The sequence below is a fragment of the Acinetobacter sp. 228 genome (genome assembly GCF_048147885.1).
Genome location: NZ_JAYWYV010000006.1, coordinates 131,866 through 156,871 on the forward strand (window position 1 = coordinate 131,866; position 25,006 = coordinate 156,871).

The 25,006-nt window shown below is 43.7% G+C and carries 21 protein-coding genes; 5 read left to right on the forward strand and 16 right to left on the reverse strand.

From position 1 onward, the window contains the following. Positions 1 to 140 precede the first annotated feature (140 nt). The 4 genes from VXQ92_RS06955 (at position 141) to bfr (ending at position 3,809) form a co-directional block, all read left to right on the forward strand. A complete protein-coding gene (locus VXQ92_RS06955; protein ID WP_064094585.1) occupies positions 141 to 2,246 on the forward strand; it encodes a RelA/SpoT family protein in 2,106 nt (701 codons plus the stop codon). A gap of 74 nt (positions 2,247 to 2,320) precedes the next feature. Further along, on the forward strand, positions 2,321 to 2,704 hold the full coding sequence (locus VXQ92_RS06960) for a RidA family protein (protein ID WP_004644973.1): 384 nt from the start codon (positions 2,321 to 2,323) through the stop codon (positions 2,702 to 2,704). A gap of 220 nt (positions 2,705 to 2,924) precedes the next feature. Beyond that, the gene (locus VXQ92_RS06965; protein WP_005094295.1) at positions 2,925 to 3,119 is read left to right on the forward strand and encodes a bacterioferritin-associated ferredoxin; all 195 of its coding nucleotides are present in this window, start codon (positions 2,925 to 2,927) and stop codon (positions 3,117 to 3,119) included. A gap of 225 nt (positions 3,120 to 3,344) precedes the next feature. Next, a complete protein-coding gene (gene bfr, locus VXQ92_RS06970; RefSeq protein ID WP_180049914.1) occupies positions 3,345 to 3,809 on the forward strand; it encodes a heteropolymeric bacterioferritin subunit Bfr in 465 nt (154 codons plus the stop codon). A gap of 47 nt (positions 3,810 to 3,856) precedes the next feature. Here bfr and VXQ92_RS06975 read toward each other — a convergent pair whose 3' ends face one another. After that, positions 3,857 to 5,491, reverse strand: a complete 1,635-nt coding sequence (locus VXQ92_RS06975; protein ID WP_416680924.1) for a Wzy polymerase domain-containing protein — start codon at positions 5,489 to 5,491, stop codon at positions 3,857 to 3,859. Positions 5,492 to 5,582: 91 nt separating this feature from the next. Beyond that, the gene (gene tfpZ, locus VXQ92_RS06980) at positions 5,583 to 6,335 is read right to left on the reverse strand and encodes a TfpX/TfpZ family type IV pilin accessory protein (RefSeq protein WP_416680925.1); all 753 of its coding nucleotides are present in this window, start codon (positions 6,333 to 6,335) and stop codon (positions 5,583 to 5,585) included. A 39-nt stretch (positions 6,336 to 6,374) separates the two neighbouring features. Here tfpZ and VXQ92_RS06985 point away from each other — a divergent pair, with 39 nt between their 5' ends. Further along, positions 6,375 to 7,793, forward strand: coding sequence for an O-antigen ligase family protein (locus VXQ92_RS06985; RefSeq protein WP_416680926.1), 1,419 nt, complete (start codon positions 6,375 to 6,377; stop codon positions 7,791 to 7,793). A 43-nt stretch (positions 7,794 to 7,836) separates the two neighbouring features. Here VXQ92_RS06985 and VXQ92_RS06990 read toward each other — a convergent pair whose 3' ends face one another. The 14 genes from VXQ92_RS06990 to VXQ92_RS07055 form a co-directional block, all read right to left on the reverse strand. Then, the gene (locus VXQ92_RS06990) at positions 7,837 to 8,271 is read right to left on the reverse strand and encodes a pilin (RefSeq protein WP_416680927.1); all 435 of its coding nucleotides are present in this window, start codon (positions 8,269 to 8,271) and stop codon (positions 7,837 to 7,839) included. Positions 8,272 to 8,480: 209 nt separating this feature from the next. After that, the gene (locus tag VXQ92_RS06995) at positions 8,481 to 9,041 is read right to left on the reverse strand and encodes a TPM domain-containing protein (protein WP_416680928.1); all 561 of its coding nucleotides are present in this window, start codon (positions 9,039 to 9,041) and stop codon (positions 8,481 to 8,483) included. Continuing rightward, positions 9,035 to 10,090 (reverse strand): TPM domain-containing protein, encoded by a 1,056-nt coding sequence (locus tag VXQ92_RS07000; RefSeq protein ID WP_416680929.1) that lies wholly within the window; start codon positions 10,088 to 10,090, stop codon positions 9,035 to 9,037. Before VXQ92_RS07000 ends, VXQ92_RS06995 begins: the two co-directional genes overlap by 7 nt. Positions 10,091 to 10,120: 30 nt before the next feature. Continuing rightward, on the reverse strand, positions 10,121 to 10,711 hold the full coding sequence (locus VXQ92_RS07005; protein WP_064094594.1) for a LemA family protein: 591 nt from the start codon (positions 10,709 to 10,711) through the stop codon (positions 10,121 to 10,123). Positions 10,712 to 10,895: 184 nt separating this feature from the next. Further along, positions 10,896 to 12,317: an FAD-dependent oxidoreductase gene (locus VXQ92_RS07010; RefSeq protein WP_416680930.1), complete on the reverse strand. Its 1,422-nt coding sequence runs from the start codon at positions 12,315 to 12,317 to the stop codon at positions 10,896 to 10,898. Between the two features lie 72 nt (positions 12,318 to 12,389). Further along, positions 12,390 to 16,865: a glutamate synthase large subunit gene (gene gltB, locus VXQ92_RS07015; protein WP_416680932.1), complete on the reverse strand. Its 4,476-nt coding sequence runs from the start codon at positions 16,863 to 16,865 to the stop codon at positions 12,390 to 12,392. Between the two features lie 448 nt (positions 16,866 to 17,313). Further along, the gene (locus tag VXQ92_RS07020; RefSeq protein WP_064102378.1) at positions 17,314 to 18,186 is read right to left on the reverse strand and encodes a hypothetical protein; all 873 of its coding nucleotides are present in this window, start codon (positions 18,184 to 18,186) and stop codon (positions 17,314 to 17,316) included. A gap of 10 nt (positions 18,187 to 18,196) precedes the next feature. Next, positions 18,197 to 19,276 (reverse strand): 3-dehydroquinate synthase, encoded by a 1,080-nt coding sequence (aroB, locus tag VXQ92_RS07025; protein WP_064102377.1) that lies wholly within the window; start codon positions 19,274 to 19,276, stop codon positions 18,197 to 18,199. A gap of 28 nt (positions 19,277 to 19,304) precedes the next feature. Continuing rightward, positions 19,305 to 19,841 carry a shikimate kinase AroK gene (gene aroK, locus VXQ92_RS07030; protein WP_416680933.1) on the reverse strand — a complete coding sequence of 179 codons (537 nt, stop codon included), beginning with the start codon at positions 19,839 to 19,841 and terminating at the stop codon, positions 19,305 to 19,307. A gap of 36 nt (positions 19,842 to 19,877) precedes the next feature. After that, complete coding sequence (gene pilQ, locus VXQ92_RS07035; RefSeq protein ID WP_064102376.1) at positions 19,878 to 22,043, reverse strand: type IV pilus secretin PilQ family protein; 2,166 nt, start codon at positions 22,041 to 22,043, stop codon at positions 19,878 to 19,880. 18 nt (positions 22,044 to 22,061) lie between these two features. Then, positions 22,062 to 22,589, reverse strand: a complete 528-nt coding sequence (locus VXQ92_RS07040; protein WP_064094601.1) for a pilus assembly protein PilP — start codon at positions 22,587 to 22,589, stop codon at positions 22,062 to 22,064. Beyond that, the gene (locus VXQ92_RS07045) at positions 22,589 to 23,308 is read right to left on the reverse strand and encodes a type 4a pilus biogenesis protein PilO (protein WP_416680934.1); all 720 of its coding nucleotides are present in this window, start codon (positions 23,306 to 23,308) and stop codon (positions 22,589 to 22,591) included. The genes VXQ92_RS07040 and VXQ92_RS07045 overlap by 1 nt, the downstream gene beginning before the upstream one ends. Beyond that, positions 23,305 to 23,943: a PilN domain-containing protein gene (locus VXQ92_RS07050; RefSeq protein WP_064094603.1), complete on the reverse strand. Its 639-nt coding sequence runs from the start codon at positions 23,941 to 23,943 to the stop codon at positions 23,305 to 23,307. The genes VXQ92_RS07045 and VXQ92_RS07050 overlap by 4 nt, the downstream gene beginning before the upstream one ends. Beyond that, the gene (locus VXQ92_RS07055; RefSeq protein ID WP_064094604.1) at positions 23,943 to 25,001 is read right to left on the reverse strand and encodes a pilus assembly protein PilM; all 1,059 of its coding nucleotides are present in this window, start codon (positions 24,999 to 25,001) and stop codon (positions 23,943 to 23,945) included. The genes VXQ92_RS07050 and VXQ92_RS07055 overlap by 1 nt, the downstream gene beginning before the upstream one ends. Positions 25,002 to 25,006 lie beyond the last annotated feature (5 nt).

The following is a 25,006-nucleotide window of genomic DNA, read 5'->3' on the forward strand; positions in this document are numbered from 1 at the left end:
GTTATAACATAAGGGTTAGCTCATGCAAACTGCTAGAGATTTTCTACTTTTTATAGTAAAAATTAATCAGCTCTGTACTTTGCATTTCATTAGAGCTTTCATGGTTTAATTTGTAAAAAATTCAGTTTTAAAGGTGTTTTATGCCAGGCCCACAGGTCAGTCAAGCCAAGCAACAGCTAAAGATCATTATCGACGCGTATTTAAGTGAAAACGACGTTGAACGTGTGCTTGCGGCCTGTGATTATGCAGATATCGCCCATGACGGCATTATTCGCAAAAGTGGTGAACCTTATATTCTGCATCCGATTGCGGTCAGTTGCATTTTGGCGCATATGCGTCTGGATACTGAAACCTTAATGGCAGCCCTGCTGCATGACGTGATTGAAGACACTGAGTTCAGTAAAGATGATATTGCTGAAAAATTCGGCAACACGGTCGCAGAACTGGTCGATGGCGTGACCAAACTGAGTCATTCCAGCGATAAAGAATATAATAAAGCAGCTTCTTTCCGGAAAATTCTGCAAGCGACCTTACAGGATCCGCGTGTCATTATTGTGAAACTGGCTGACCGCTATCACAACATGACCACCCTGGAAGCGCTACGCCCCGACAAACGTGCCCGTATTGCCCGGGAAACCTTTGAAATTTTTGTTCCAATGGCACGTATTGTCGGCATGAATGAAATGGCCGACAATCTGGAGCATTTGTGCTATCAGAATCTTGATCTGGATATGTACAACAATGTTCAGACTGCCCTGCAGGAAACCAAGCCGAAACGCTGTGAATATCAGGCCAAATGGGAAAAAAACCTGACCGAACTGCTGCAGAAAAATGGTATTCAAGGCCGCATTAAAAAGAAAAATAACAATATCGAGTTACTTCGTCATTTTGTTAAAAATGACATTGACCTGCAAGAATTGACGCATAGCCATGCTTTTGAAATTATCTTACAGAGCATTGCCGATTGTGACCGTCTCGCAGAGATTCTGACCCAAAGCTTTAAGATTCAAAGCTATGAAGACCATATCCGTCGCCCCTTACCCGGTGGCAACCAGTCCCTAATGATGCGCCTGAAAGGCGAAAAGACCACTTTGTCTTTAACCATTCAAACCGAACTGATGCGTAAAGCCGCACGTTTCGGTGTAGTTTTGGGCGAAAATGCTCCACAAGCCTGTCGTTCTGCGATTCAGGCGTCAATGCAGAATCTCAATGTACTGGTCGATGGTGAATGTGCCAAAACCACATTTAGTGAATTACTGGATTATCTGCATCAGGAAAAAATCTGGGTCTATACCCCGCATGGGCACCTGCATGAATTACCGCAAGGTGCTACAGCAGTTGATTTTGCTTATGCCGCCAGCTTGTTCCTTGGCAACCATGCGGTGGGCGCTAAAATCAATAATGAAACCAAACCTCTATCAACGCCATTGGCTAGTGGTCAGGTGGTTGAAATCATTACTGATGTACTCGCGACACCCAATCCCGACTGGCTCAGTTTTATCAATACTCAAAAAGCCCGCCGCGCAATCCAGAATATCTTGCGCGATCAGGATCTGGACGAGCAGCGTCTGGTGGGACAGCAGGCACTGAATCGTGCATTAAAACTGTTTCATCGCTCGATTCAGGATCTGACCGAGGCTGACTGGAAAAACCTGCTGGAATGGCGTCACATTGCCAGTAAAGAGCAACTTTTTGAACAGATTGCGGTCGGTGATTTATTACCGCAACTGGTGGCCAATCATTTGTTTGCCCAGGATCAGCATCAGAATGTTGCGAGTTCAGGCCGCTTGATTCAGGGTACGGAAGGGGTTGATGTTAAATATGCACATTGCTGCAATCCGGTACTTGGCGATCCGATTCAAGGTCATTTGACCCGTCGTGGCCTGATTGTGCACCGCTCACGCTGTCATAACCTGCTGCATGAACAGCATCAGCATCCTGAAAACATCATGCCATTGCAATGGACTGCCGATGATCTGGACGATATCAGCTTTACCGCCTATCTCTGTATTGACCTGGCGATGGATGATGAACAGATCTCTGACCTGATCTATCAATGCCGTAAAGCACATTCCGGTGTAGAAATGGTCCGCTCTCAAGATAACCAGACCTACGTCAATATCGTAGTCCATAACCGCAAACAGATTGCACAGATCATCCGTGACCTGCGCATGTATTTCGGTTTTCCCCGAATTACCCGTCTGTCCCAACCCGTCATTCTGAGTGAAGCGTCTAAAGCGAGTTAATCATTTAAAACGATAATGCTTTTGTCAGCCGAAACGATCGAATATGATGTATGTTGATGATAAAGGAGAAATTAATGTCCCGCCAAGTAATCCATACTGAAAATGCCCCTGCTGCGATTGGCACCTATTCGCAAGCCATTTTAGTCGGTGATACCCTCTATCTATCTGGTCAAATTGGCTTGGATCCTTATAGTATGGAACTGGTTGAAGGCATTGAGGCCCAGATTCGTCGCGTATTTGACAATTTAAAGGCTGTTTGTGAAGCAGCGGGTGGCTCATTGGCAGACATCGCCAAACTGAATATTTTCCTGACGGATTTATCGCACTTCCAGCTGGTGAATCAAATTATGGGCGAATATTTTGCCCAGCCTTATCCAGCCCGTGCAGCCTTAGGCGTTGCCAGTTTACCTAAAGATGCTTTGGTTGAAATGGATGGCATTGTCATCATTAATCAATGATTTATATCATTAATTAAGTAACCAGATTTCAAGACTCTGTTTTAAATTATTCACTTATTTTGTGCGGAAATCCGGATAACACTCGGATTTCCGTTCAGATCATCTTCTTTTATCTAAATCACCAATTATTATAAAAAAGATTTCAAATGATTTTTATTGACAAACGATAACAATTATCAATAATATTACTTATCTTATTTAATCACTGTGGTTGTGTCCTATGTACGTTTGTTTATGCCGTGGCATTACAGATCAAGACATTAAAGATGCTATTGCAAATGGCGCTGAAAGTTATCGTGATGTGCGCGATGCATTGGACCTTGGAACTTGCTGTGGCCGCTGTGCCCCGGAAGCCCGTATGATCATCAGTGATGAAGTTTCACAGATTGCGGCCCGTCTGGCTGTAGCCGCCTAAACCGAATAAAGATAATGATAACACCAATGATCTAAGATCATTCTTCCTCCCCCGCCTCTGACTCTGGCGGGTTTTTATTATCATTCATCTAAGCCGAGATGGATTCGATTGCGATTTTCATTTGCTGTTCTATAAATTACTCGCCATTGCCCCCTGTCTTGCTTTACTATCATGAGTTAGAGCGCTTTCTTAGAAAGATAAAACAGGTTCAAATGGAGTTATGTGATGAAAGGCAATCGTGATGTGATTAATCAGCTCAATCAGGTGTTGTATCACCACCTAACTGCGATTAACCAGTATTTCCTGCATTCGCGCATGTTTAATGACTGGGGCATTGAGAAACTGGGCTCGGCAGAATATAAAGAATCCATTGTGCAGATGAAGCATGCCGACAAGATTATTGAACGGATTTTATTTTTAGAAGGTCTGCCAAATCTGCAACATCTGGGCAAACTGTATATCGGCCAGCACACTCAAGAAGTGCTGCATTGTGATGTACGCAAAGTCAAAGAAAATATCGAAACCATTCAGAAAGCTGTGGCACTGGCTGAAACGGAAATGGATTATGTGACCCGCGATCTGCTACAGGAAATTCTGGAAAAAGAAGAAAACTATCTGGACTGGACAACCACGCAAATCGACCTGATTGAGAGTGTGGGTATCGAAAACTATATTCAAAGCCAGCTCTAAAACTAGAATTAAATTAAAAAAGCCAGCATCTGCTGGCTTTTTTGTATTTAGCGTGGCATATCCTGCATTAGTTCATCATAACTCAGTTCAGTCTTTTGAATGGTTTTTAAGCGCTGCAGCTGGTGCTTGGCTTCCGCCTCATAGCCATTAAAAGCTAAAAGTTTGGCATATTTGATCAGATTATATTTAGTTGGGTAAGTTAACACCATCTGTTCACCTTCCTTAATCTGCTCAGCAGAGACTTTGCTATAAGGATTTAAACGAATCCAGGCAATACGATGATTAAACTCGGTCAGCAGATAAATTGGTTTTTCATTGGTGATTTTTTCCGGCTGTTTTTCATAACGAATACTTTGTCCAAGCTTTGGCACCGCAACATCATAGTCGCGATAAATCACAATCAATAAAAGCAACCCAACAGCAAAAATGAATTTCATGCCGCTTGAGGGCATAACTATTATTTTAATTTTTGGATTTTGTGCCAGAACCGTACCCAGAATAAAACCGACTGGCAGCAGGAAATAGGCATAATGCTGTGGAAACTCAAACATGGCATGTGTTACAAAAGCCCCGATCATCAAGATCCCGATGACAGATTCTGGCGTATCCACCCAGCGCTGTAACTGATAGCCCAAATAACCAAAATATGCCAAGAAAGGCAGACCGATGATCAGTCCATTCCAGAGCAAAAAGTCCAGAATAAAATTATGTGCGCTACGAATCCAGACCGGACCTTGAACGGTATCACTAATCGAGACAAAAGCGACACTGGTTTGATACCAGCCATAGCCAAACCATGGCTGCGCCTGAATTGCAGCGATCATTTGCTGCCAGATTGCGAGGCGTGACATATCGCCGGTAGCACGCGCTACTACATCCCGGCTTTGAACTACGTCCGTATCCATTGCCTGCGCAGCCAACTGACTGAGTAAAGGAAAGGCCACAACACAGGCAATAAAGAAGATGAGCCAAGCGATGCTGTAATACCATTTCAGGCGAATAATGCCTTTATATTGATAGAAAGCTAAATAGAGCATGATGGCAATTGCAGCTACCCAGGCAGTACGTGACTGGCTTAATGCCACTCCCATAACAATTACTGCAGCGCAGGCAAATAGCAACTTGGTCTGGATTTTTTTCTTTTCATAGAGGTACAAACAGCTCATCAATGCCATGACTAAAAAAGTCGCCATATTATTTGGCTGGGCGAAGTTGGCATAGGGCCGTTGAGCACCACTGATATTCACCATCCCCGGCAATACTGAATCCAGATTTGTCCATTGGCAAAGTGCGATCATGCCTGTGATTGTACCTGAAGCTAAAAACACATAACTCAAATTAGTAAAAGTTTCTTCCCGGTTATAGTTTCCTGTTGAAAGGTGATAACCGAGCACACTTGCCAGCCAAAAGCTAAAGACAAAAATAAAGCCCATCATGGCGATGCTAAAGAAAAATACCTGCCCCAGTAGAAATTGAGTCAAGGGCACGCAGGCAAGCACTAATAAGGGCGGACTGACCGCAGGAATTTTGAGTTTTTCTTTTAAGCAAATTGCAGCTAACGCAAATAGCGCAAAGAAGGCATACAATTCACCCGTATAAGTCACCCATGGGCGGTAATGTACAGGCATGAGCCATGCAAAGGAGATCAGGATTGCTGCGATGAGGGCGAGCGTGAACTTCATGGAAATATCATGCAGTGGAAGTTTGGCACATGATAAACAAAAAAGCAGATTTGAGGTAATCTGCTTTTTTAAAAAGTATACTAAACCGAAATTAGCGCCACGGGCGTAAGTCTACTATTTCAAAATCGTTTTCTGTATTCCCTACTAAAACAACCATATCTACTTCTTTTGCTTTTAATGGTAACCAATGGTGGTGTATTGAATAGCGTTCTATGATGGCATCTACGCGAGCTTGATCATTATATTTATATAAATCTTTTAGTGGATAAGATGATTTTACAATCTCTGGGAATACCTGTTTAATTTCCACATAATTTTCAGGCTTTTGGGCTAATGATATACCCGAAAAAACTTCTTCCATGATTTGTGCTTCTTTCACCTTAGGCTCACTTGAAAGTTTTACCGCTACAAATTTAGGTTTTGACCAATAATGACTACTCAAAAACTCCTGTAGTGTATTTTCACCTGTATAAATGATTTCATTTTTCTGAATTAATTCAAACTTATTACCATTAAATGTAATCCATACAGGTTTGGCTAAAGCTAAACTGCTTATACCGAAGGCCAAAGCAATTACCTGAATAAAGCCAATCACTACTAAGTCCATTTTCAAGGTTTTTTTATTTTTTTTATACACGATAAATGTCAATAATGGTCCCAATACCACATCAATAAGAATTACCAACAATAAAATTTTACTTGCTTGAACAGCCTGTAAAATCGGCCCCGGATACCAGACAAAATAAATAAAACTTATTATTAAACTTAAAATCAAGAAAGATAATGCAAAATGGACTGCAAATGCTTTGAACTTTTCTTTTACTATTTGCTTTATATCTTTCATATAATTCCCCTATATAGAAAGACTTAGAAGGATCTCTCAATGTTCCATATTATAAACAAATCGTTGCTTATTTTAATTCCCATTTTCTGTTTTATTGCATTTTCAAGTTTAAGTGCATATTGGGTCAAAGCGCCTTATGATGCATGGCGAATCTACGAAATTTTATTATTACTGACAACCAATGTTCTAGGCTTTCATCTACTCTTTAAAGAAAAATATCAAATATTTGACGAAAAAATAAGAAAAATCATCTTTCCACTCATCGCATTATTAGCGACTTTGGTATTTATTTCTGCTTGGCAAGCAGATTATTCCCCTCGTGCTTTTGCGGATGCCTCTTTATATTTTTTACTCATGAGCGTTTGCCTCATCTATGCCAACCTCTTTCAACACTATAAAAAAATTACAGAAAATATGCTTGCATGCGTAGCAATTCTACCCATGCTGACACTTATTTTTTTACCTGTTGCGATTTGGGATCGGTTACAAGGTGGCATTGGTGCTTGGACCCAATCCTTTACCAATATTCGGATGCTTGATGATGCTCTATTGCCCTGCTTATTTCTGCTATGGCTCCGTATTGGCTTTTTGAAAGGATCTGATCAACTCTCAAAACCTAAGCAATGGCTACTCAAAGTTTCGATCTATAGTATTTCGACCATTTATTTACTAAGTTTTTTGTTTCATGGCGCTAGAGCATGTGTACTTGCGATCATTATAGGGCTTATATTAAGTTTTATTTTTCACCAAAAAAATAAGCGATTTGATTTTAAACTGCCTGTTTTATCGGGTCTCGGTGCACTTAGCCTATATGTCATCTATCATCAAATTTTACCAAATTCAATCGGGTCTGATTTAGCAAGAACGAGTAGTTCTGGTCGACTCGATTTATGGTTAAAAGCATTCAATACTTGGCTTGAACACCCAATTTTAGGTGTTGGAGGCAATCATTTCCTTTTACAACAACCTTATACCGTCATTGCACACCCACATAATATTGGGCTGAAGTTTTTAAGTGAATGGGGCATTTCTGCATGCCTGTTACTTGGACTGATCGTTCTGCTGTATAGACAAGTTAAACATAAAATTAGTAATGTTCCCCCTATTCTACTAGCTGGAACTGTGGCTATTTTTGTCAACTCAATGCTGTCAGGCAGTTTGCTTTACCCAGTCAGTCAAATCACAAGTTTGTGTGTCTTGGCATATACACTCAGTTTTTGTCTTAGCCTCAATACTGCACCTTCAGATAAAAACTCAATGAAATATCTATGGATGCTTTTAATTGTCCTCTTTTCGAGCATTCTTTTGGTGGTACATGGACAGGATATTATCTGTAAAGACTGTGTTAGCATTGATTTTGAAGGGGCACCAGCTTTTTGGGATTCAGGACGATCTCTACATTTAGAACCTTATATTATGAACAATTTAGGCAACCCAATAACAAATATTAAGCTATAAAAAGAGAGAGCCTAACGGCTCTCTCTTTTAACTTAAATTCAAATTATGAGCATGAACCTGGTTTATATTTAGCGTCTAAAGTAGAGCTAGCTGCACAAGTCCAAACACCATCAACACTACGATTAAGAGTAAGCGTTTTACCATCGATTTTAGCAGCATTACCATTTTTTAGTGTACATTCAATAGCACCACCAGTATTCTGTCCAGGTGCTGTCACAGCAACAGTACAATAACGAGAAGTAGCTGTAGATATACCAATATAACCTGCGTCAGTAGACGTAACTGATGGGGTTTTTCCTTCATTTACTACTACTTCAAATTGTGTTTTAGCAGGTGAAATTTCTGCCAAACCACCAGTCGCTTGAGATTTCGCGATATAGTCTTGGTAAGCAGGAATCGCAATCGCAGCCAAAATACCGATAATTGCGACAACAATCATTAATTCAATAAGGGTAAAACCCTTTTGTACTGTATTCATAACATTCTCCACAAATGTTTTTGTTTATTTATAAGCCTAAAGAAAAGCTCATTTAGCTTAATTTTATATTTAGCACTAAGTATGCCAAGTTTTATTATAATAAAATTGAGAGAAAAAACAGCACTTTAAAAAAATATTTTTATTTTTGTAATTCTTGTGTTTTATTTTGTGTAACTAACTGACAAATTTTGTCAATTAATTGACTAAAATCACCCCAGAATAATCGGTTTATTCCCTAATTCATTCTTTAAATCATCTATTTTACGATCATAGTACTGATCTAAAACCTGTCCAATCTGCTTCACCCCTTCAATTACCCCTTCTTTAAACTGCTGCTGGATTAAATGCTGAATAATGTTTTGACAGATTTCATCCCAGACTTGCTGGGTGGTTGCATTTTTAATTCCACGATCAATCACAATTTCAACCTTGTGCTCGCAGAGGTTCAAATACAGCAGTACCCCACTGTTATATTCGGTATCCCAAACACCAATTTCAGCAAATAACTGTCGCGCACGGCAGAGCGTATCCTGATAATAAGCAGATCGTGAAGGTAAACACCCTTCAATCACCACCTGAATCTCTCCCACATGTCCATGCTCTGCTTCTTCCACCGCCACTGCAATCGCATGCTGATCCTGCTTGGAAAAAAAGCGCTTGGTTGCCGGCATATAAAAGAAATGCTTTAACCAGCGTTTAAAGCTTGGCTGTGTATGCTCTTCCAGTTTGGGCTGTGTGACTATATCTGTCGTATCTGTAGTTGTTACCATGAGCCTGATGCTCCTCCCCCGCCAAAACCTCCACCACCACCGCCGAAGCCGCCGCCGCCAAAACCACCACGACCGCTACCGCCGCCTCGGCCACCACCGGCCAAAAAGGCATGTAAAATCAGCTGGGCTATAGAGGTGATCAATAAAAAGAAAATACCTGCGCCAATCATCAAACTTGCAAGCAAACCCATGCCATTTACTAGACCGGCAGCAGTCCCTGCAACTGCGGCAGTCGCGGCGCTCAGTTTTCTGCCGAAAATCATGGAACCTATGACACCTGCGACAATAATAAACAGCACACTACTGAACGTCGCCTTGCTGGCTTTTTGTGCCTGATAAGCCTGTTCCTGACGCTCTTTCAGCTCATCTGCCGCCTGTTCTGCAATTTCAGGATCCAGATTTAAAATCCGTTCTATTTCAGTCAGACCTGCAGCAATCCCTTGAGCATACTGGCCCTGTTTAAAATACGGCGTGATGGTGTCATGAATAATACGGCCTGCCACGATATCGGGCAGCACCCCTTCCAGACCATAACCGGTCAAGATCTGAATACGGCGATCATTGATAGCAATTGTCATTAATAAACCATTATCCCGTTTAGCCGAACCAAGCTGCCAGGCCTCCGCCACCCGCATGGAATAATCAAAAATATCTTCCTGGCCAGTCGTTGGTACAATCACTACACCAATCTGGCCTTTTCCTTCCTCATAAAGTTTCAGAATACGCTGACTGAGTTGCTGTTTTTCAGTGGCACTGAGTATATTGGCTTGGTCAATAATAGGTTGGTTCAGGCTTGGCAAGTCGCGCTGCAGCTGCCCTTCAGCCATATCATTGGCAATTTGTGGCTGTGATGCTGCTGCAGTTTCTGTTTCAAGTCCACTTTTTTGAGCTGGAGCATTTTGACCCGCTTTAGGCTGCAAAATTTCACGGGCCACGATCACGTCTTCAGTATCCGTAGCCGTGGCTGTTTCTGCTGAGACAGGTGCTATTATCCCCATGCCCAATATGAGGAGCAAACCGGCACAGTATTTCAGCAGCATATCAGGCATCCGATTTCTCGCTTATTTTTAAATCAGTTATTACTCAAAGGAAACCGTTGGAGCTTTCTGGGCACTTTGCTCAGCACTAAAGTTCGGTTTAGGCTCCATTCCGATCACTTTGGCAGTCATGACTTGCGGGAACTGACGTGCATAAGAGTTAAAGTCCTGAACCGTGGTAATGTAACGGTTACGTGCCACAGCAATCCGGTTTTCAGTTCCTTCCAGTTGTACCTGCAGATCACGGAACTGCTGGTTGGCTTTCAGGTCCGGATAATTTTCAGTGACAGCCAAAAGACGTGACAGAGCACTGGTCATCTGCGCCTGTGCTTCCTGATAGCGCTGAAACAGTTCAGGATCTTCCAGTACTTCACGATCTACTTTCAGGCCAGCAACATTGGCACGTGCTTGGGTCACTTCCGTTAAAACCTGCTCTTCATGCGAGGCATAGCCTTTGACTACATTGACCAGATTAGGTACCAGATCGGCACGGCGCTGATACTGGTTCTGGACTTCCGACCAGGCTGCCGTTACTGCTTCATCTTTGACTTGCAAGGTATTATAGCCACAGCCACTCAGGGTCAAGGTACTGGCCAGCATCAAAGCTATGAGAGATTGTTTTAATACACGCATGATGTCTCGTCCTCAATTCTTTATTGATATTTATATAATTAATTTGATTTTAAACACTATTTTCTGAAGTTTTGTTACTTTTTATAATATTTTTAATGCTTTCCATTTTAGGGCTCAAACTCATCAAAGATTAAAAAACCCGCCGTGGCGGGTTGTTTGAATGAAGACTATTGATCTTTAACAGTTAGACATCAAGGTAATCCAGGATACCTTCAGCTGCCTGACGGCCTTCCCAGATTGCGGTTACCACCAGATCAGAACCACGAACCATATCACCACCAGCAAAGATTTTTGGATTCGAGGTCTGGAATTTGTATTGCTGCTGCTCAGCGGCAACGACACGACCTGAACCATCCAGATTGATTTCTACATCGGTGAACCAGTCTGCTGGACTGGTACGGAAACCAAAAGCCAGCAGAACTGCATCCGCCGGCAGAATTTCTTCTGAACCTGGAATCGGCTCTGGACTACGGCGACCACGACTGTCTGGCTCACCTAGCTGAGTAGTAATAAATTTCACACCCGTAACCTTGCCATTTTCACCCACAATTTCAATTGGCTGGCGGTTAAACTGGAAACTCACCCCTTCTTCACGTGCATTTTGCACTTCACGGCGTGAACCCGGCATATTTTCTTCATCACGACGGTAAGCACAAACTACCGACTCAGCACCTTGACGGATCGAAGTACGGTTACAGTCCATAGCTGTATCACCACCGCCTAAAACGATGACTTTTTTGCCTTCAACACTGATATATTCCGATGGATCTTTTTCCCAGCCTTGGCAACGGTTGACATTTGCAATCAGGAAATCCAGTGCATCATACACACCATCCAGATCTTCACCGGCAAAACCACCTTTCATATAAGTATAGGTGCCCATACCCATGAATACCGCATCGTAATCAGAAAGTAGCTGATCAATGGTGATATCTGTACCAATCTCAGTATTCAGGCGGAATTCCACCCCCATACCCGTGAAGATTTCACGGCGGCGTTTCATCACGTCTTTTTCCATTTTGAATTCTGGAATACCAAACGTTAAAAGACCACCAATTTCCGGACGCTTGTCAAACACGACCGGTTTTACGCCTGCACGTACCAAAATATCGGCACAGCCAAGACCCGCAGGGCCCGCACCAATGATGGCAACTTTTTTGTCTGTCCATTTCACATTGGACATATCTGGACGCCAGCCCAATGCAAAGGCAGTGTCGTTGATATATTTTTCGGCATTCCCGATCGTCACTGCACCGAAACCGTCGTTGAGGGTACACGCCCCTTCACACAGACGGTCTTGCGGACAGACACGACCACAGACTTCGGGCAAGGTATTGGTCTGATGACACAGTTCAGCCGCCTGGAACAGACGTCCTTCAGAGACCAGTTTCAACCAGTTAGGAATATAGTTATGTACCGGACATTTCCACTCACAATACGGGTTACCACAGCCGAGGCAGCGATGTGTCTGGTTGGCTGCAATTTCCGCGGTATAAGGCTTATAAATTTCCACAAATTCTGCTTTGCGGACATCAATCTCTTTTTTCTCTGGATCTTGGCGTGCGACATCCAGGAATTGAAAGTCATTATTCAGGCGTTCTGCCATGTCTCTCTCCGTGGGGAGATGTAAGGGGTTCACAGTTGCCTTACATCTGCCTATGTTTCTGCAGTAGTGGAATTATTGTGGATCAGCTTGAGTTGTTTTTAACAGCGTTTGCAAGTTGGCTGCTTTTGGTTTTACCAACCAGAACTTGCGGCTGTAGAAGTCAAACTCATGGCGGATCTTGTACGCCCAAGCACTACCCGTTTCTTTAATATGTTCATCGAGAATACGACCCAGGAAGGCTTTGTGCTCTTCCATCGCTTCGGTTGAAATACGATTCAGCTCAATCAGCTCGTGGTTATAATAATCAACGAAGTCATTATCCAGATCAAGCACATAAGCAAAACCACCAGTCATACCCGCACCGAAGTTATGTCCAACTTTACCCAGCACTGTCACAATACCACCGGTCATATATTCACAGCAGTGATCGCCTGCACCTTCAATTACGGCAAATGCACCCGAGTTACGTACTGCGAAACGTTCGCCTGCCGTACCGGCAGCAAATAATTTACCTCCGGTTGCACCATACAGACAGGTATTCCCAATAATCGCAGTATTTTGCGTCTGGAATGGCGAGCCTTTTGGCGGGAAGATCGAGATGCGACCACCTGCCATGCCTTTACCGACATAGTCATTGGCATCGCCTTCCAAACTGATATGCAAGCCACCAGCATTCCAGACACCCAGCGACTGGCCTGCAGTACCATTCAGGTGAACTTTCACCGGATGGGCTTCCATGCTCAGGTTGCCATAACGTTTCGCAATTTCACCAGACAAGCGTGCGCCAATCGAACGGTCACAGTTACCGATCGTAAAGCTATATTCACCGCCAGTTCCTGCTTCGATGGCAGGCAGAATCTCATCTACCATTTTCTCTGCCAGAATCCCTTTATCGAATGGTGCATTGCCCTGTACTTCGCAGTACTGTGCTTTACCTTCTGCAGCAGGATGTGACTCAAGCAATTTGCTTAAATCAAGATGTGCATGCTTTGCAGTTTCACCTGGCAAGACTTCCAGCAGATCCGTACGGCCAATCAGGTCTTTCAGACTCGACACACCAAGTGCTGCCAGCCATTCACGGGTTTCTTCAGCAATAAAAGTGAAGAAGTTGATCAGCATTTGTGGCTCGCCAATATAATGCTCTTGACGTAAATGGTCTTGCTGGGTTGCCACACCGGTTGCACAGTTATTCAAGTGACAGATACGCAGGTATTTACAACCTAATGCAATCATTGGGGTTGAACCAAAGCCGAAGCTTTCTGCACCCAGAATTGCTGCTTTGACGACATCCAGACCGGTTTTCAGACCGCCATCTGTCTGTACGCGAACTTTACCACGCAGGTCATTCACACGAAGGGCCTGATGTGCCTCAGAAAGACCCAGTTCCCATGGTGAACCTGCATGATGAATTGAAGAAAGTGGAGAAGCCGCTGTCCCGCCATCATAACCAGAAATGGTAATGAAATCGGCATAGGCTTTCGCTACACCTGCCGCAATCGTACCGACACCCGGTTCAGAAACCAGCTTAACTGACACCATCGCCTGTGGGTTAACCTGTTTTAAATCAAAGATCAACTGTGATAAATCTTCAATTGAATAGATGTCGTGATGCGGAGGTGGCGAAATCAGGGTAACGCCCGGCACAGAGTAACGTAAACGGGCAATGAGACCATTCACTTTACCACCCGGCAACTGACCACCTTCACCTGGTTTTGCACCTTGCGCGACTTTAATTTGAAGGACTTCTGCTGATGTTAAATAAGCAGGCGTTACCCCAAAACGGCCCGATGCAATTTGTTTGATTTTCGAGTTACGGATGGTGCCGTAACGCGCTGGATCTTCACCGCCCTCACCCGAATTTGAACGACCGCCAATGGTATTCATGGCAATCGCAATCGCTTCGTGTGCTTCAGGTGACAATGCGCCCAAAGACATACCCGCAGAGTCAAAGCGAGGCAGGATCTCTTCCACAGATTCCACTTGATCCAGTGCAATCGAGTTGTCTGTTTTCAGTTTAAATAAGTCACGGATCGTTGCGATCGGACGGTTGTTCACCAGTTCTGCATATTCTTTAAAATCTGCGTAGTTCCCAGAACGTACTGCTTTATGTAGCGAGTTGATCACGTCCGGGTTAAAGGCATGGTATTCCTTGCCGAATACAAATTTCAGCAAACCGCCCTGATCGATTGGTTTACGGTTTTTCCAGGCAATATCCGCCAACTGTTTCTGATCATTTTCAAGATCGACAAAAGTAGCACCCTGAATACGACTTGGCACACCGATGAAGCATTTATCCACCACTTCATTAGATAAACCCACTGCTTCAAACAACTGACCACCACGATAAGAAGCAACCGTAGAAATACCCATTTTCGAAAGTACTTTCAGTAGACCTTTTTCAATCCCTTTACGGAAATTGTTTTGTGCATAAATCGGATCACCCAACAACTCACCTTTGGCGACCAGATCATTGATCACGTCATAGGCCAGATATGGATAGATCGCAGTTGCACCAAAACCAAGTAGCACTGCAAACTGATGGGGATCACGGGCAAAACCGGTTTCAATAATCAGATTCGCATCGGTACGTAAACCAGTCTTGATCAGGTGATGATGCACAGCACCGGTCACCATGAATGCATTGGCAGGTAAGTAGCCTTCACGGATTTTCTTGTCGGAAAGTACCAGTAAGGTTTTACCATCACGAATCGCTTGAGCAGATTCTTCACAGATACGCGCAATTGCTGCTTCCAGACCTTCAGATTCAGTATAGTTCAGATCAATATCTGCAATTTCATAGCCGGCACGACCCAGGGTACGGATTTGATGCATTTTAGAATTGGATAGTACTGGACTTGATACGATCAGACGATCAGCATGTTCAGGACCCTGTTCAAATACATTTTGTTCACGGCCAAAACAGGTTTCCAGTGACATCACAATCGACTCACGTAGCGGATCGATTGGGGGGTTGGTCACCTGTGCAAACTGCTGGCGGAAATAATCCGATACATGACGTACCTGACGTGACAATACCGCCATTGGGGTATCATCACCCATTGAGCCTACCGCTTCCTGACCACTTTCGGCAATCGGGCGCAGCAACTGGTCTCGCTCTTCAAAGGTCACCATGAACATTTTCTGTGCCGCTTTCAGGCCATCACCTTTTAAGCCTTGATCACATAAATATTCTTCCAGCTCTGGACTACCTTGCAGACGCACAGAATTTTCACGTAACCATTCGCGGTATGGACGCATACGTTTTAGATGATTATTGACATCTTGCGTATCCAGCACCTTGCCGGTTTGTGTGTCGATTACCAGCATTTGGCCGGGGCCAACACGTCCTTTAGAAATGACATCTTCAGGTTGATAACCCCAGACGCCAATTTCAGAAGCCAGCGTGATATAACCATTTTTGGTAATGACCCAACGCGCAGGACGCAGACCGTTACGATCCAGCATACAGATCGCATGTCGGCCATCCTGAATCACCAGACCTGCAGGACCATCCCAGGCTTCCATATGTTTTGAGTTGAATTCATAGAAGGCACGCAAGTCAGCATCTAAGGTTTCCACATTCTGCCAAGCAGGCGGAACCAGCATACGGAGGGCACGAAACAGATCCATGCCACCACCGACCAGAATCTCCAGCATGTTGTCCAGGCTCGAAGAATCCGAACCGGTACGGTTCACAATCGGATTCAATTCTGTTAAACCGGGCAATAACGGATTTTCAAATTTTGGTACACGTGCCATGGCCCAGTTACGGTTCGCAGTAATAGTATTGATTTCACCATTGTGTGCGAGGTAACGGAACGGCTGTGCCAACGGCCAGCGAGGCAAGGTATTGGTCGAGAAGCGCTGATGGAACACCACAATATGCGATTCCAGACGCGGGTCTGCCAGATCTGTATAAAAATCTGCAATCGCTTCTGGCATCATCAAGCCTTTATAGCTGATCACCGTTGAACATAAAGTAGTGACATAGAAAGACGTATCATTCACCAACAATTGTTCTGCACGACGACGCGCCAGGAATAACTTACGGTTAAATTCAACCTCAGTCACGCCCATCGGGCAATTAACAATAATCTGTTCAAATGCTGGCATCGATTGCAAAGCAATTTCACCTAGGGCATCGACATTGGTTGGAATCACACGCCAGGCCAGAACGATCAAACCTTCAGCTTCAATCTCTTTGTTTAAAACCTGTTTGGCATGTGCCGCAAGCGCAGGATCAAGATTCAGGAATACCGAACCTACAGCAAAGACTTCACTTAAGGTGGTATCGCTTAAGCGTTTTGCTTCTTCACGGAAGAATTTTTTTGGCATCGCCAAGAGCAAACCACAACCATCTCCAGTCTTGCCATCTGCGGCAATACCACCACGGTGGGTCATGCAACTCAAACTATGAATCGCAGTCTTGACGAGATCATGGCTTGCATCACCCTGCATATGGGCAATTAAACCGAAACCACAGTTATCTTTAAACTCATCCGGTTGGTATAAACCTTGAGCGGGAGCTACATTATTAGGCGATGGCATGTGCATAGCGTACCCTTCTTTCACGAAGCCTCAATAGGCTGTTAAACAATCTAAATTCTTCTCTGCGCTGCGTTTAATGAACTTTCGAAGACTGTCTTGATAGAGCAAAAACATTGTTCTCTATTTCTTCAGCGTAGTCCTTTTTCAGACAGAATGCATAAAAAATAAAGTTTATTTTGCTGATGAATAACATAAAAATCAGGAATAAATATGACATTCACATAGTGTCATCGAATCATTTTTCGCGCTAAAACAGGGAGATTAATTCAATTCATGCACCAATAAAGCAAATTCCATGCCAATAAACAGAGCAAAAATGAAAACTATACAGATGACAAAGATTTAGCGCAGATAAGCACCAGACAGGTAATTTTCAATGTGCATTTTTTGCACCAAAAGCGCTCATTTTTGATTCTTTAATTTTCTAGGTGCGCTATTTTAGACCGGACTAATTAAATGGATCACTAATCTCGTTATTTTGAGGACGAGGATTAGTGTTCTGACTAGGACGAGAGTTGTTTTGCGGTTGGGGCATACTCTCTACAGCGCTTTCAGATTTCTGCACATCGACCACATTTCCAGAGGTGTCACGACGCACAATTGTGGTACTGGTTGTAGCGGCATCAGGACTACGCAGTTTGATTTCCGGCTGGGTTTGCTGTCTGATTCGTGCCGATTCATCTATTTTTGGCAAAGGCACATTTTTCAAATGAATTTCGTAAAGCTTTTGATTACTGGCTAATTCTTCTGAACCCAGACTATTTACCAGACTGACATACTGCTTGATTTGTACCACTTTAGGCTTGACCGAAGCAGGTAAATTCAAATTGAGGGTTGAAAGCGCCTGATTCGCTTGTGCCGCAGTCTTAAATTGACCATATAACAACACATATTGCTCTGGCTGATTTTCACCCGATATTCTTAAGTAAATAAAAGGCTTACGATCTGGCTGTTTTTTAAGGAAACTTTTTAATATTGCTTCATTGGTCACGCGAAACAATTCAATTGCATGCTGGTTTTTCGCTTCATTAACAAACTTGGTACCGCGAAATTCCGGTTCATGACTGGCATTCACGATAGTACGCGTGGTCAGGTCAAGTGGTTTCACTTCATCAGAAAGTGCACCAAGATGGGTCATTGTTGCGACTTTTTCTGGCTGAATCTGCAACTGGACTTCGGTTTCAGGTTTTTTTTCAATTTCAATGACTTCATCTGAATCAGTAGCTGCCCAGAAAATCAAGGCAGCAAAAAGACAGCCTACTCCACAGACCAGCCAGAAATAATGCTGAACCTTTTGCCAAGGAGTATGTAACGCTGCCATAAAACTAAACCTATACCTGATTGGCTAAAATTGTCTGTTTCATTAACTCGAAATCGAATTCTCGAGTAATTACTGCTTGGCCTAATTGCTTTAACAATACCAGACGCAATTGTCCATTCAAGACTTTTTTGTCATGGGCCATATAGGCCAGAAAATCATCCAGAGGGATTTTAGGACAAACCACAGGAAGTTTGGCACGAGAAATGATTTTTTTTGTACGTTCTAAATCTTCTTGAGAAATCCAGCCCATACGCTGTGACAGATCCGCAGCCATCACCATACCGGTGGCAACCGCCTCACCATGTAACCACACCCCATAACCCAGGTAGGATTCAATCGCATGTCCAAAGGTATGGCCCAGGTTCAGCAATGCACGCTCACCCTGCTCTTTCTCATCATTGGCTACGATCCGCGCTTTATGTGCACATGAACGGTAAACGGCTTCGGCAAGCAACTGCTCATCACGAGCAATCAGGCCTTCCATATTCGCTTCCAGCCAGACCATAAATGATTCATCACCAAGTAAAGCATATTTAATCACTTCAGCCAGTCCTGCTGAAAGCTCACGGTCCGGTAAAGTAGCAAGCTGCGACATATCTGCCAGCACCACCTGCGGCTGCTGGAAAGCGCCAATCATGTTTTTACCCAGCGGATGATTGATCCCGGTTTTTCCACCCACACTAGAATCGACCTGCGACAGCAAGGTGGTCGGTACCTGAATAAAATACACTCCGCGCTGGAAGCAGGCCGAGGCAAATCCGGCCATATCCCCAATGACGCCACCACCTAATGCTAGTACAGTACAATCGCGGTTAAACCCGGCTTCAAGCAGCGCATCAAAAATCAGGTTTAGATGCTGGCTATCCTTATATTTTTCACCATCAGGCAAAATGCAAGTCGCAACACGTTTGTCCAGAGCTTCAATTGCAGTTTGATAACGCTGTAAATAAAGTGGTGCAACTGTGGTATTACTCACAATCATCACTTGCTTGCCCTGAATATAGGGAGCCAATAAGGCCTGTGGATCCAGATCGCTTCCAATAAAAATAGGATAACGACGTTCTCCGAGTTCTACATATAAGGTTTGCATGCTTGATTAACCACTTGATTCAATGAACTTAATTTTTAGAAACAATGAGATTGAGAATCCGCTGCGCCAGATCTCGTGCAGCACCCTGATTGGTCTCAATAATATGATGTGCCACTTCTCGATACAAGGGATCACGAACTGCCAGTAAATCACGCAACTTTTGTTCCGGATTTTCGACTTGAAGGAGGGGACGGTTTTTATCGCGATAGGTGCGTTGCAGTTGAATTTCAACCGGCGTATAGAGATAGACAACAATTCCGCGCTGTTTCAGATAATCCCGATTTAAGGTCTGAGTAATGGCACCACCGCCAGTGGCTAAAACCAGATGGGGACGTGAGGTAAGGTCATTAATGACAGCAGTTTCACGGTCACGGAAACCCTGCTCCCCTTCTTTTTCAAAAATCCAGGGAATGGTCGCGCCTGTTTTACGTTCAATTTCATGATCACTGTCTAGAAATTCACGCCCTAACAATTCTGCGAGATGTCGTCCTACTGTTGTTTTCCCGGCCCCCATCGGCCCTACCAAATAAATATTTGGCAGGGTTTCAAACTCGTTGCTTGGCAAGGAGTCACCTATTCGTTTTGTTAAATTCAAAATATATTAATGATTTCTTGAAACACTGTCATTAACAATTCGAGGTGTAACGAAAATCAGTAGCTCACGTTTATTATCCGACTTTAAATCTTTACGGAATAAACGTCCTACATAAGGAATATCCCCCAGGAAAGGTACCTTAGTTTGCGCATTACGGGTTTCTTGCTCAAAAATACCGCCTAGAACCACTGTTTCGCCATTATCCACCAAGACATTGGTAGTGATCTGGTTTTTATTAATAGTGAGCTGTCCAGTCGGTGTCGGGTTACCCGGTGAGTCACTGGTAATATTGAGTTCCATCTGTACTTTGCCATCTGGCGTAATGCTTGGTGTGACATCCAGACTTAGCGTAGCATCAATAAATTCCGTAGTAGATACTGCATTCGCACCACCACCCTCTGCTGACTGATACGGAATTTGAGAACCAGAGGCAACAGTCGCTTTCTGCTTGTCCGCAGTCAGTACTTTAGGGGTAGAAATCACCTCACCATAGCCATCTGCCTGAAGTGCAGACAATTCAAGATCTAGCATAAAATCAGAAAGGCTGATTAAACCAAAGGCGATACGACTGGCACCCGGACTGGTTACCCCCAAATCCACATTCAGGTTTTGTGGACGCTGAATCTCATAAGTATATCCACCCAAATCATTTTCTTTAGGATCTCTGAGATCCCATAACGTCGTGTCACTACCACCGACCAGAAGACTATCATTGTTGGTAATCCCTTGAGACAGAATTCCCCATTTCACTCCCATCTCTTTGGTAAAGTCAGTGGTAGCTCGAACAATACGCGCTTCGACCATCACCTGCTTCACCTGTACATCGAGCAGATCTACCATATTACGAATTTTATCAATAAAGAGCTGGGTATCATTGACAATAATGGTATTGGTTCGTGCATCAACAGACACAGAACCACGGGAACTTAATAAACTTTCCCCACCCTCATTATTATTCGTACTGCTCGAGCCGCCTGAACTAGATGCGCCTTTATTCTGCGTAATCAGTTTCTCAATATCAGCGGCTTTGGCATAACTGAGCTGCATATATTCCGTCTGGATAGGCGCAAGTGCAACACTCTGCTTAATCGCCTTAGCTTCTTCCTCTTCAGCCTTTATCAGCTCTGTAACTGGTGCGATCCAGATCACATTGCCATTGCGGCGTTTATCCAGATTTTTGGTTTTCAGCACAATGTCCAGCGCCTGATCCCAAGGTACCTCTTTCAAGCGCAAGGTAATGTTACCTTGTACACTATCTGCAGCCACCATATTGATATCGGTAAAATCTGCCAGGAGCTGTAATACACGACGGACTTCGATATCCTGAAAATCTAAAGAAATCTTCTTACCGGTATAGGCAACGGTTTTAGGACGCAATGGACTCTTGGCTTCTGGTCGTTTCAAGCTGATGGTCAGCTTGTTATCAGTCTGATAAGCCATATATTCATAACTTTCCGCAGACTGAATCGTAATGACTCCTGAACCATTTTGATTCACAGCATCCACACTTGATACCGGAGTCGCAAAATCAGTCACATTAAGACGGCGGGTCAAATGAGCCGGAATCTTGGAACCTAAAGTGCGCACAATAACCTTGGTACCCTGCTGCTGTACATCAACAGGAGTATTATTTCCTAATAGATCAATAACGACCTGGCCTTCACCTTGCGCACCGCGCTGGAAACCAATATTGCTAATACCCTGAGCTGACTGTTGCTGCACAGGTTGAGCCATGGCTACAGGAGTTGCCGAGTTAATTTTAAGAATAAAAGTATTGCCTTCTACTCGAGTGGTAAAGGCACCTGCATCTGTCAGATTAACCGTCAAACGGGCACGCTGCGCATCCGAAGTTACATCGACCGAACTGGCTTCACGCGTTGCGACCGGAATTTTGCTTTGTTTTAAATTCTGTTGGGCCTTGTCAAAGTCCAGAATCAAACGTGACGGTGATTCTAACTGATAGGCTTGTGGTTGAGGTGGTAAACCATTAAACATCACCCGAATTTCAGTTCCTTGACCAGGAAGCTGCATAGGTACCACATTCGTTACGGCCACTTGTGCGCTGGCTGCTTGCATCACCGCAATCGCAACAGCACCCATTGAAAACTGACGAAACACACGATTCATTGTATTAGCATCCCCAAAAATAAATTCTTTAATACTCTTATTCATTGTTATTCCTTTAAAACCTTATGGCGCCGGCCCGATGAGAACCAGGCTCCGCGGACGTTCCACATATCCCTCACGGCCATCTGGAATAATCTCAATCAGATTGATCTGTGTCGGTGTAATTCCAATTACACGACCATGATTAAGTCCCATATAGCTGCCACGCTGAATCCGCTCAACCTCACCATCAGGGGTCTGGATTAAAGCCAGAATCTGTCCCGCCTGATTACGCATACTGCCTTTCATGGTCAAGGTTTCCAGCGGATAACTTTCTAGTGGTTGCAACTGACGTGACAAATTTGGATAAACCCGTTTCCCGGCCATAATTTTCAGTTCAGCAGCCAGAGAACTTGGTAAAAATGGGCTTTTGATCTGGTGCGCTGCATAATTAAAGGTTTCAACTGGCATAAAATCAGGCGCAGGTTCAATCGGCAAAGGCGGCTGATTACGAATATTGGCCATTTCCTGATTGACCGCATCAATACGGGAATCACATCCCACTAATAAAAACCCGAGCGTTAAAGCCGAAGTAATTTTAATTTTTTTCATTACTGCGCCCCCTGAGCCGTGCTGTCAGCTGCTGGCATTGCAGCACCTTCAGCATTACCGACATAACGATAAGTTTTGGCTTTTACCACATAATCAATAACCGGAATTTCAGATTTTTTCTCTTTGTTTTCAGTACCGGTAATCGTGAAATCATGTAGCGTAACGATACGTGACAAGCCGGCAATACTGCTCACAAAGGAACCAAAAGCGTGATAATCCCCAGTAGCTTCAATCGCAATTGGCTGCTCAATAAAGAATTCTTGCTTAATTTCAGGTTCCAGTCGGATATTTTTAAACTTCAGGCCTGAATTCACGCCGCTCAGGTTAATATCTTCAACCAGACCCGGAATTTCAGTTTCTTTCGGCAATTGTTCTAACTGCTGGTTAAAACGGGCTTCCATTTCCTGCAGCTGGATTTGATATTGTTGTAAGTTGCGTAATTTGGATTCTTTTTCGCGAAATTCATTCAGCAGGTTTTGTTCTTGGGCACTGGCTTGCGAAATCGATTCAATCGTGCTTCTGATCATGACAAAGTAAATCACCGCAAATGCCAATGCAGCAATGAAGATCCAGCAGGTAATTTTGACCGCTAAAGGCCAGCCACCATAATTATTTGGATCTAAGGTATTGAATTGTTGAAAAAACTTTTCAACAGTCATTTTATTTTTGGGTACAGCGACGACATCCTGGTTGAACTCATCGTACTCGTCATTACTCATGATGATGCCCCCGTAGTTGTAGTAACTGCTTGTTGTTCTTCGTTAAGTACTGGCTGAGCGATCTGATCCAGATCTACAGTTACAGTAAAACTGCCATAAGATTCTTCCACACGTGGAATAATCGAGCTCGGCGCCTTTTCTTTGGCTTCTTCAGCCACCAGGAAAGCGTTCATAAAGGCATTCCGATACCAAGATGAAGCTTCCAGATTGCGTAGCAGTTCAGCTACGGTATTAGGACTCTCAGCTTTACCTTCAATGGTAAATTTATCGCCGGTACGCTGGAATTTGGTGATGTACATATTGCTCGGGGTGACCCGCACAATTTCATCAATCAGATGTACTGCAATCGGACGCTGGGTCTGTAATCCCTGAATCAGTTTCATCCGCTCGACAATCGCATTACGCTGTTCTTGCAAACCCTCTAGTGCCTTTAACTGCACATCCAGATTCTGGTTGGTGCTTTGAATCAGCTGATTGGCCTGTTCATGATCCTGAAGTTTTTGATCATAATAAAACCAGGTAGAACCCGCTGCTGCTAAGCCTAAGAACAGTGCCCCCACACAAATCGCCACAAATTCATTATTTCTTTTAATTCTTAGCTCATCACGCCAAGGAAGTAAGTTAATTCTTGCCATTAATCAAAACTCCTTAAGGCCAATCCACATGCAACCATGAGTGATGACGCGTCATTTTCAATTTTTTTAATATCAATTTGCGGAGAAAAGCCCATTTGCAAAAATGGATTCGCGATCGTGACACGGTAACCGAGTTTTTGTTGTAATAATTTTGCCAGCCCCGGAATATTGGCATTTCCGCCAGCCAGTAAAATATGGTCGATCTCATTGAACTGAGAAGATGAAAAGAAGAATTGCAATGAACGGGCCGCCTGCTGTACCACCGCATCCAGAAAAGGTTCCAGCACTTCAATATCATAATCATCTGGCAAGGCACGGGTTTTTTTAGCACGCCCAGCTTCTTCAAATGACAATCCATAACGGTTCTGAATTTCCTGAGTCAACTGCTTGCCGCCAAACACCTGCTCACGGGTATAAATAATCTTGTTATTCTGCATGACCGACAAGGTGGTCATACTATGCCCAATATCTAAAATACCGACCGTATTAACCCCCATTGGCAAAGTATCTGAAAATACTTTAAAGGCATTTTCCAGTGCAAAGCTTTCTACATCTGCAATCTTGGGTGTCAGTCCGGCAATTTCCAAAACTTCGGAACGTGCTTCGACATTTTCGATGCGGGTCGCGACCAGCAGCACATTTACCCGGTTCGGATTGGCAAGACGGTCTGGCAGAACTTCAAAATCCAGACTGGCTTCATCGAGAGGGAAAGGAATATATTGTTCCGCATCTTCACGAATCTGAACTTCACGTTCGTCATCCGACATATCTGCATCCATCTCAATGATCTTGGTGATCGCCATTGAGGTGGGTATTGCAAAAGCGGTCTGATTCGACTGGGTATTGCCCAAATTAATTGCGCGCCCAAGGGCATCAGCAACTGCTTCTGGATTTAAGACATTTTTTTCAACAACACTGTTTTCCGATAATGGGACCAAAGCATAACTCTCTACCCAATAACGGCCACTTTTTACAGAAAGTTCTAAAACCTTAACAGAAGTCGAACTAATATCGACTCCTATTAACCCCTTATTCGGTTTACGATATAACCTGCGCACAATAT

Bases quoted from the DNA above. Each gene is read 5' to 3' on its own strand.
- VXQ92_RS06955 (WP_064094585.1), top strand. From the start codon at position 141: ATGCCAGGCCCACAGGTCAGTCAAGCCAAGCAACAGCTAAAGATCATT.
- VXQ92_RS06960 (WP_004644973.1), top strand. From the start codon at position 2,321: ATGTCCCGCCAAGTAATCCATACTGAAAATGCCCCTGCTGCGATTGGC.
- VXQ92_RS06965 (WP_005094295.1), top strand. From the start codon at position 2,925: ATGTACGTTTGTTTATGCCGTGGCATTACAGATCAAGACATTAAAGAT.
- bfr (WP_180049914.1), top strand. From the start codon at position 3,345: ATGAAAGGCAATCGTGATGTGATTAATCAGCTCAATCAGGTGTTGTAT.
- VXQ92_RS06975 (WP_416680924.1), bottom strand. From the start codon at position 5,491: ATGAAGTTCACGCTCGCCCTCATCGCAGCAATCCTGATCTCCTTTGCA.
- tfpZ (WP_416680925.1), bottom strand. From the start codon at position 6,335: ATGAAAGATATAAAGCAAATAGTAAAAGAAAAGTTCAAAGCATTTGCA.
- VXQ92_RS06985 (WP_416680926.1), top strand. From the start codon at position 6,375: ATGTTCCATATTATAAACAAATCGTTGCTTATTTTAATTCCCATTTTC.
- VXQ92_RS06990 (WP_416680927.1), bottom strand. From the start codon at position 8,271: ATGAATACAGTACAAAAGGGTTTTACCCTTATTGAATTAATGATTGTT.
- VXQ92_RS06995 (WP_416680928.1), bottom strand. From the start codon at position 9,041: ATGGTAACAACTACAGATACGACAGATATAGTCACACAGCCCAAACTG.
- VXQ92_RS07000 (WP_416680929.1), bottom strand. From the start codon at position 10,090: ATGCCTGATATGCTGCTGAAATACTGTGCCGGTTTGCTCCTCATATTG.
- VXQ92_RS07005 (WP_064094594.1), bottom strand. From the start codon at position 10,711: ATGCGTGTATTAAAACAATCTCTCATAGCTTTGATGCTGGCCAGTACC.
- VXQ92_RS07010 (WP_416680930.1), bottom strand. From the start codon at position 12,317: ATGGCAGAACGCCTGAATAATGACTTTCAATTCCTGGATGTCGCACGC.
- gltB (WP_416680932.1), bottom strand. From the start codon at position 16,865: ATGCCATCGCCTAATAATGTAGCTCCCGCTCAAGGTTTATACCAACCG.
- VXQ92_RS07020 (WP_064102378.1), bottom strand. From the start codon at position 18,186: ATGGCAGCGTTACATACTCCTTGGCAAAAGGTTCAGCATTATTTCTGG.
- aroB (WP_064102377.1), bottom strand. From the start codon at position 19,276: ATGCAAACCTTATATGTAGAACTCGGAGAACGTCGTTATCCTATTTTT.
- pilQ (WP_064102376.1), bottom strand. From the start codon at position 22,043: ATGAATAAGAGTATTAAAGAATTTATTTTTGGGGATGCTAATACAATG.
- VXQ92_RS07040 (WP_064094601.1), bottom strand. From the start codon at position 22,589: ATGAAAAAAATTAAAATTACTTCGGCTTTAACGCTCGGGTTTTTATTA.
- VXQ92_RS07045 (WP_416680934.1), bottom strand. From the start codon at position 23,308: ATGAGTAATGACGAGTACGATGAGTTCAACCAGGATGTCGTCGCTGTA.
- VXQ92_RS07050 (WP_064094603.1), bottom strand. From the start codon at position 23,943: ATGGCAAGAATTAACTTACTTCCTTGGCGTGATGAGCTAAGAATTAAA.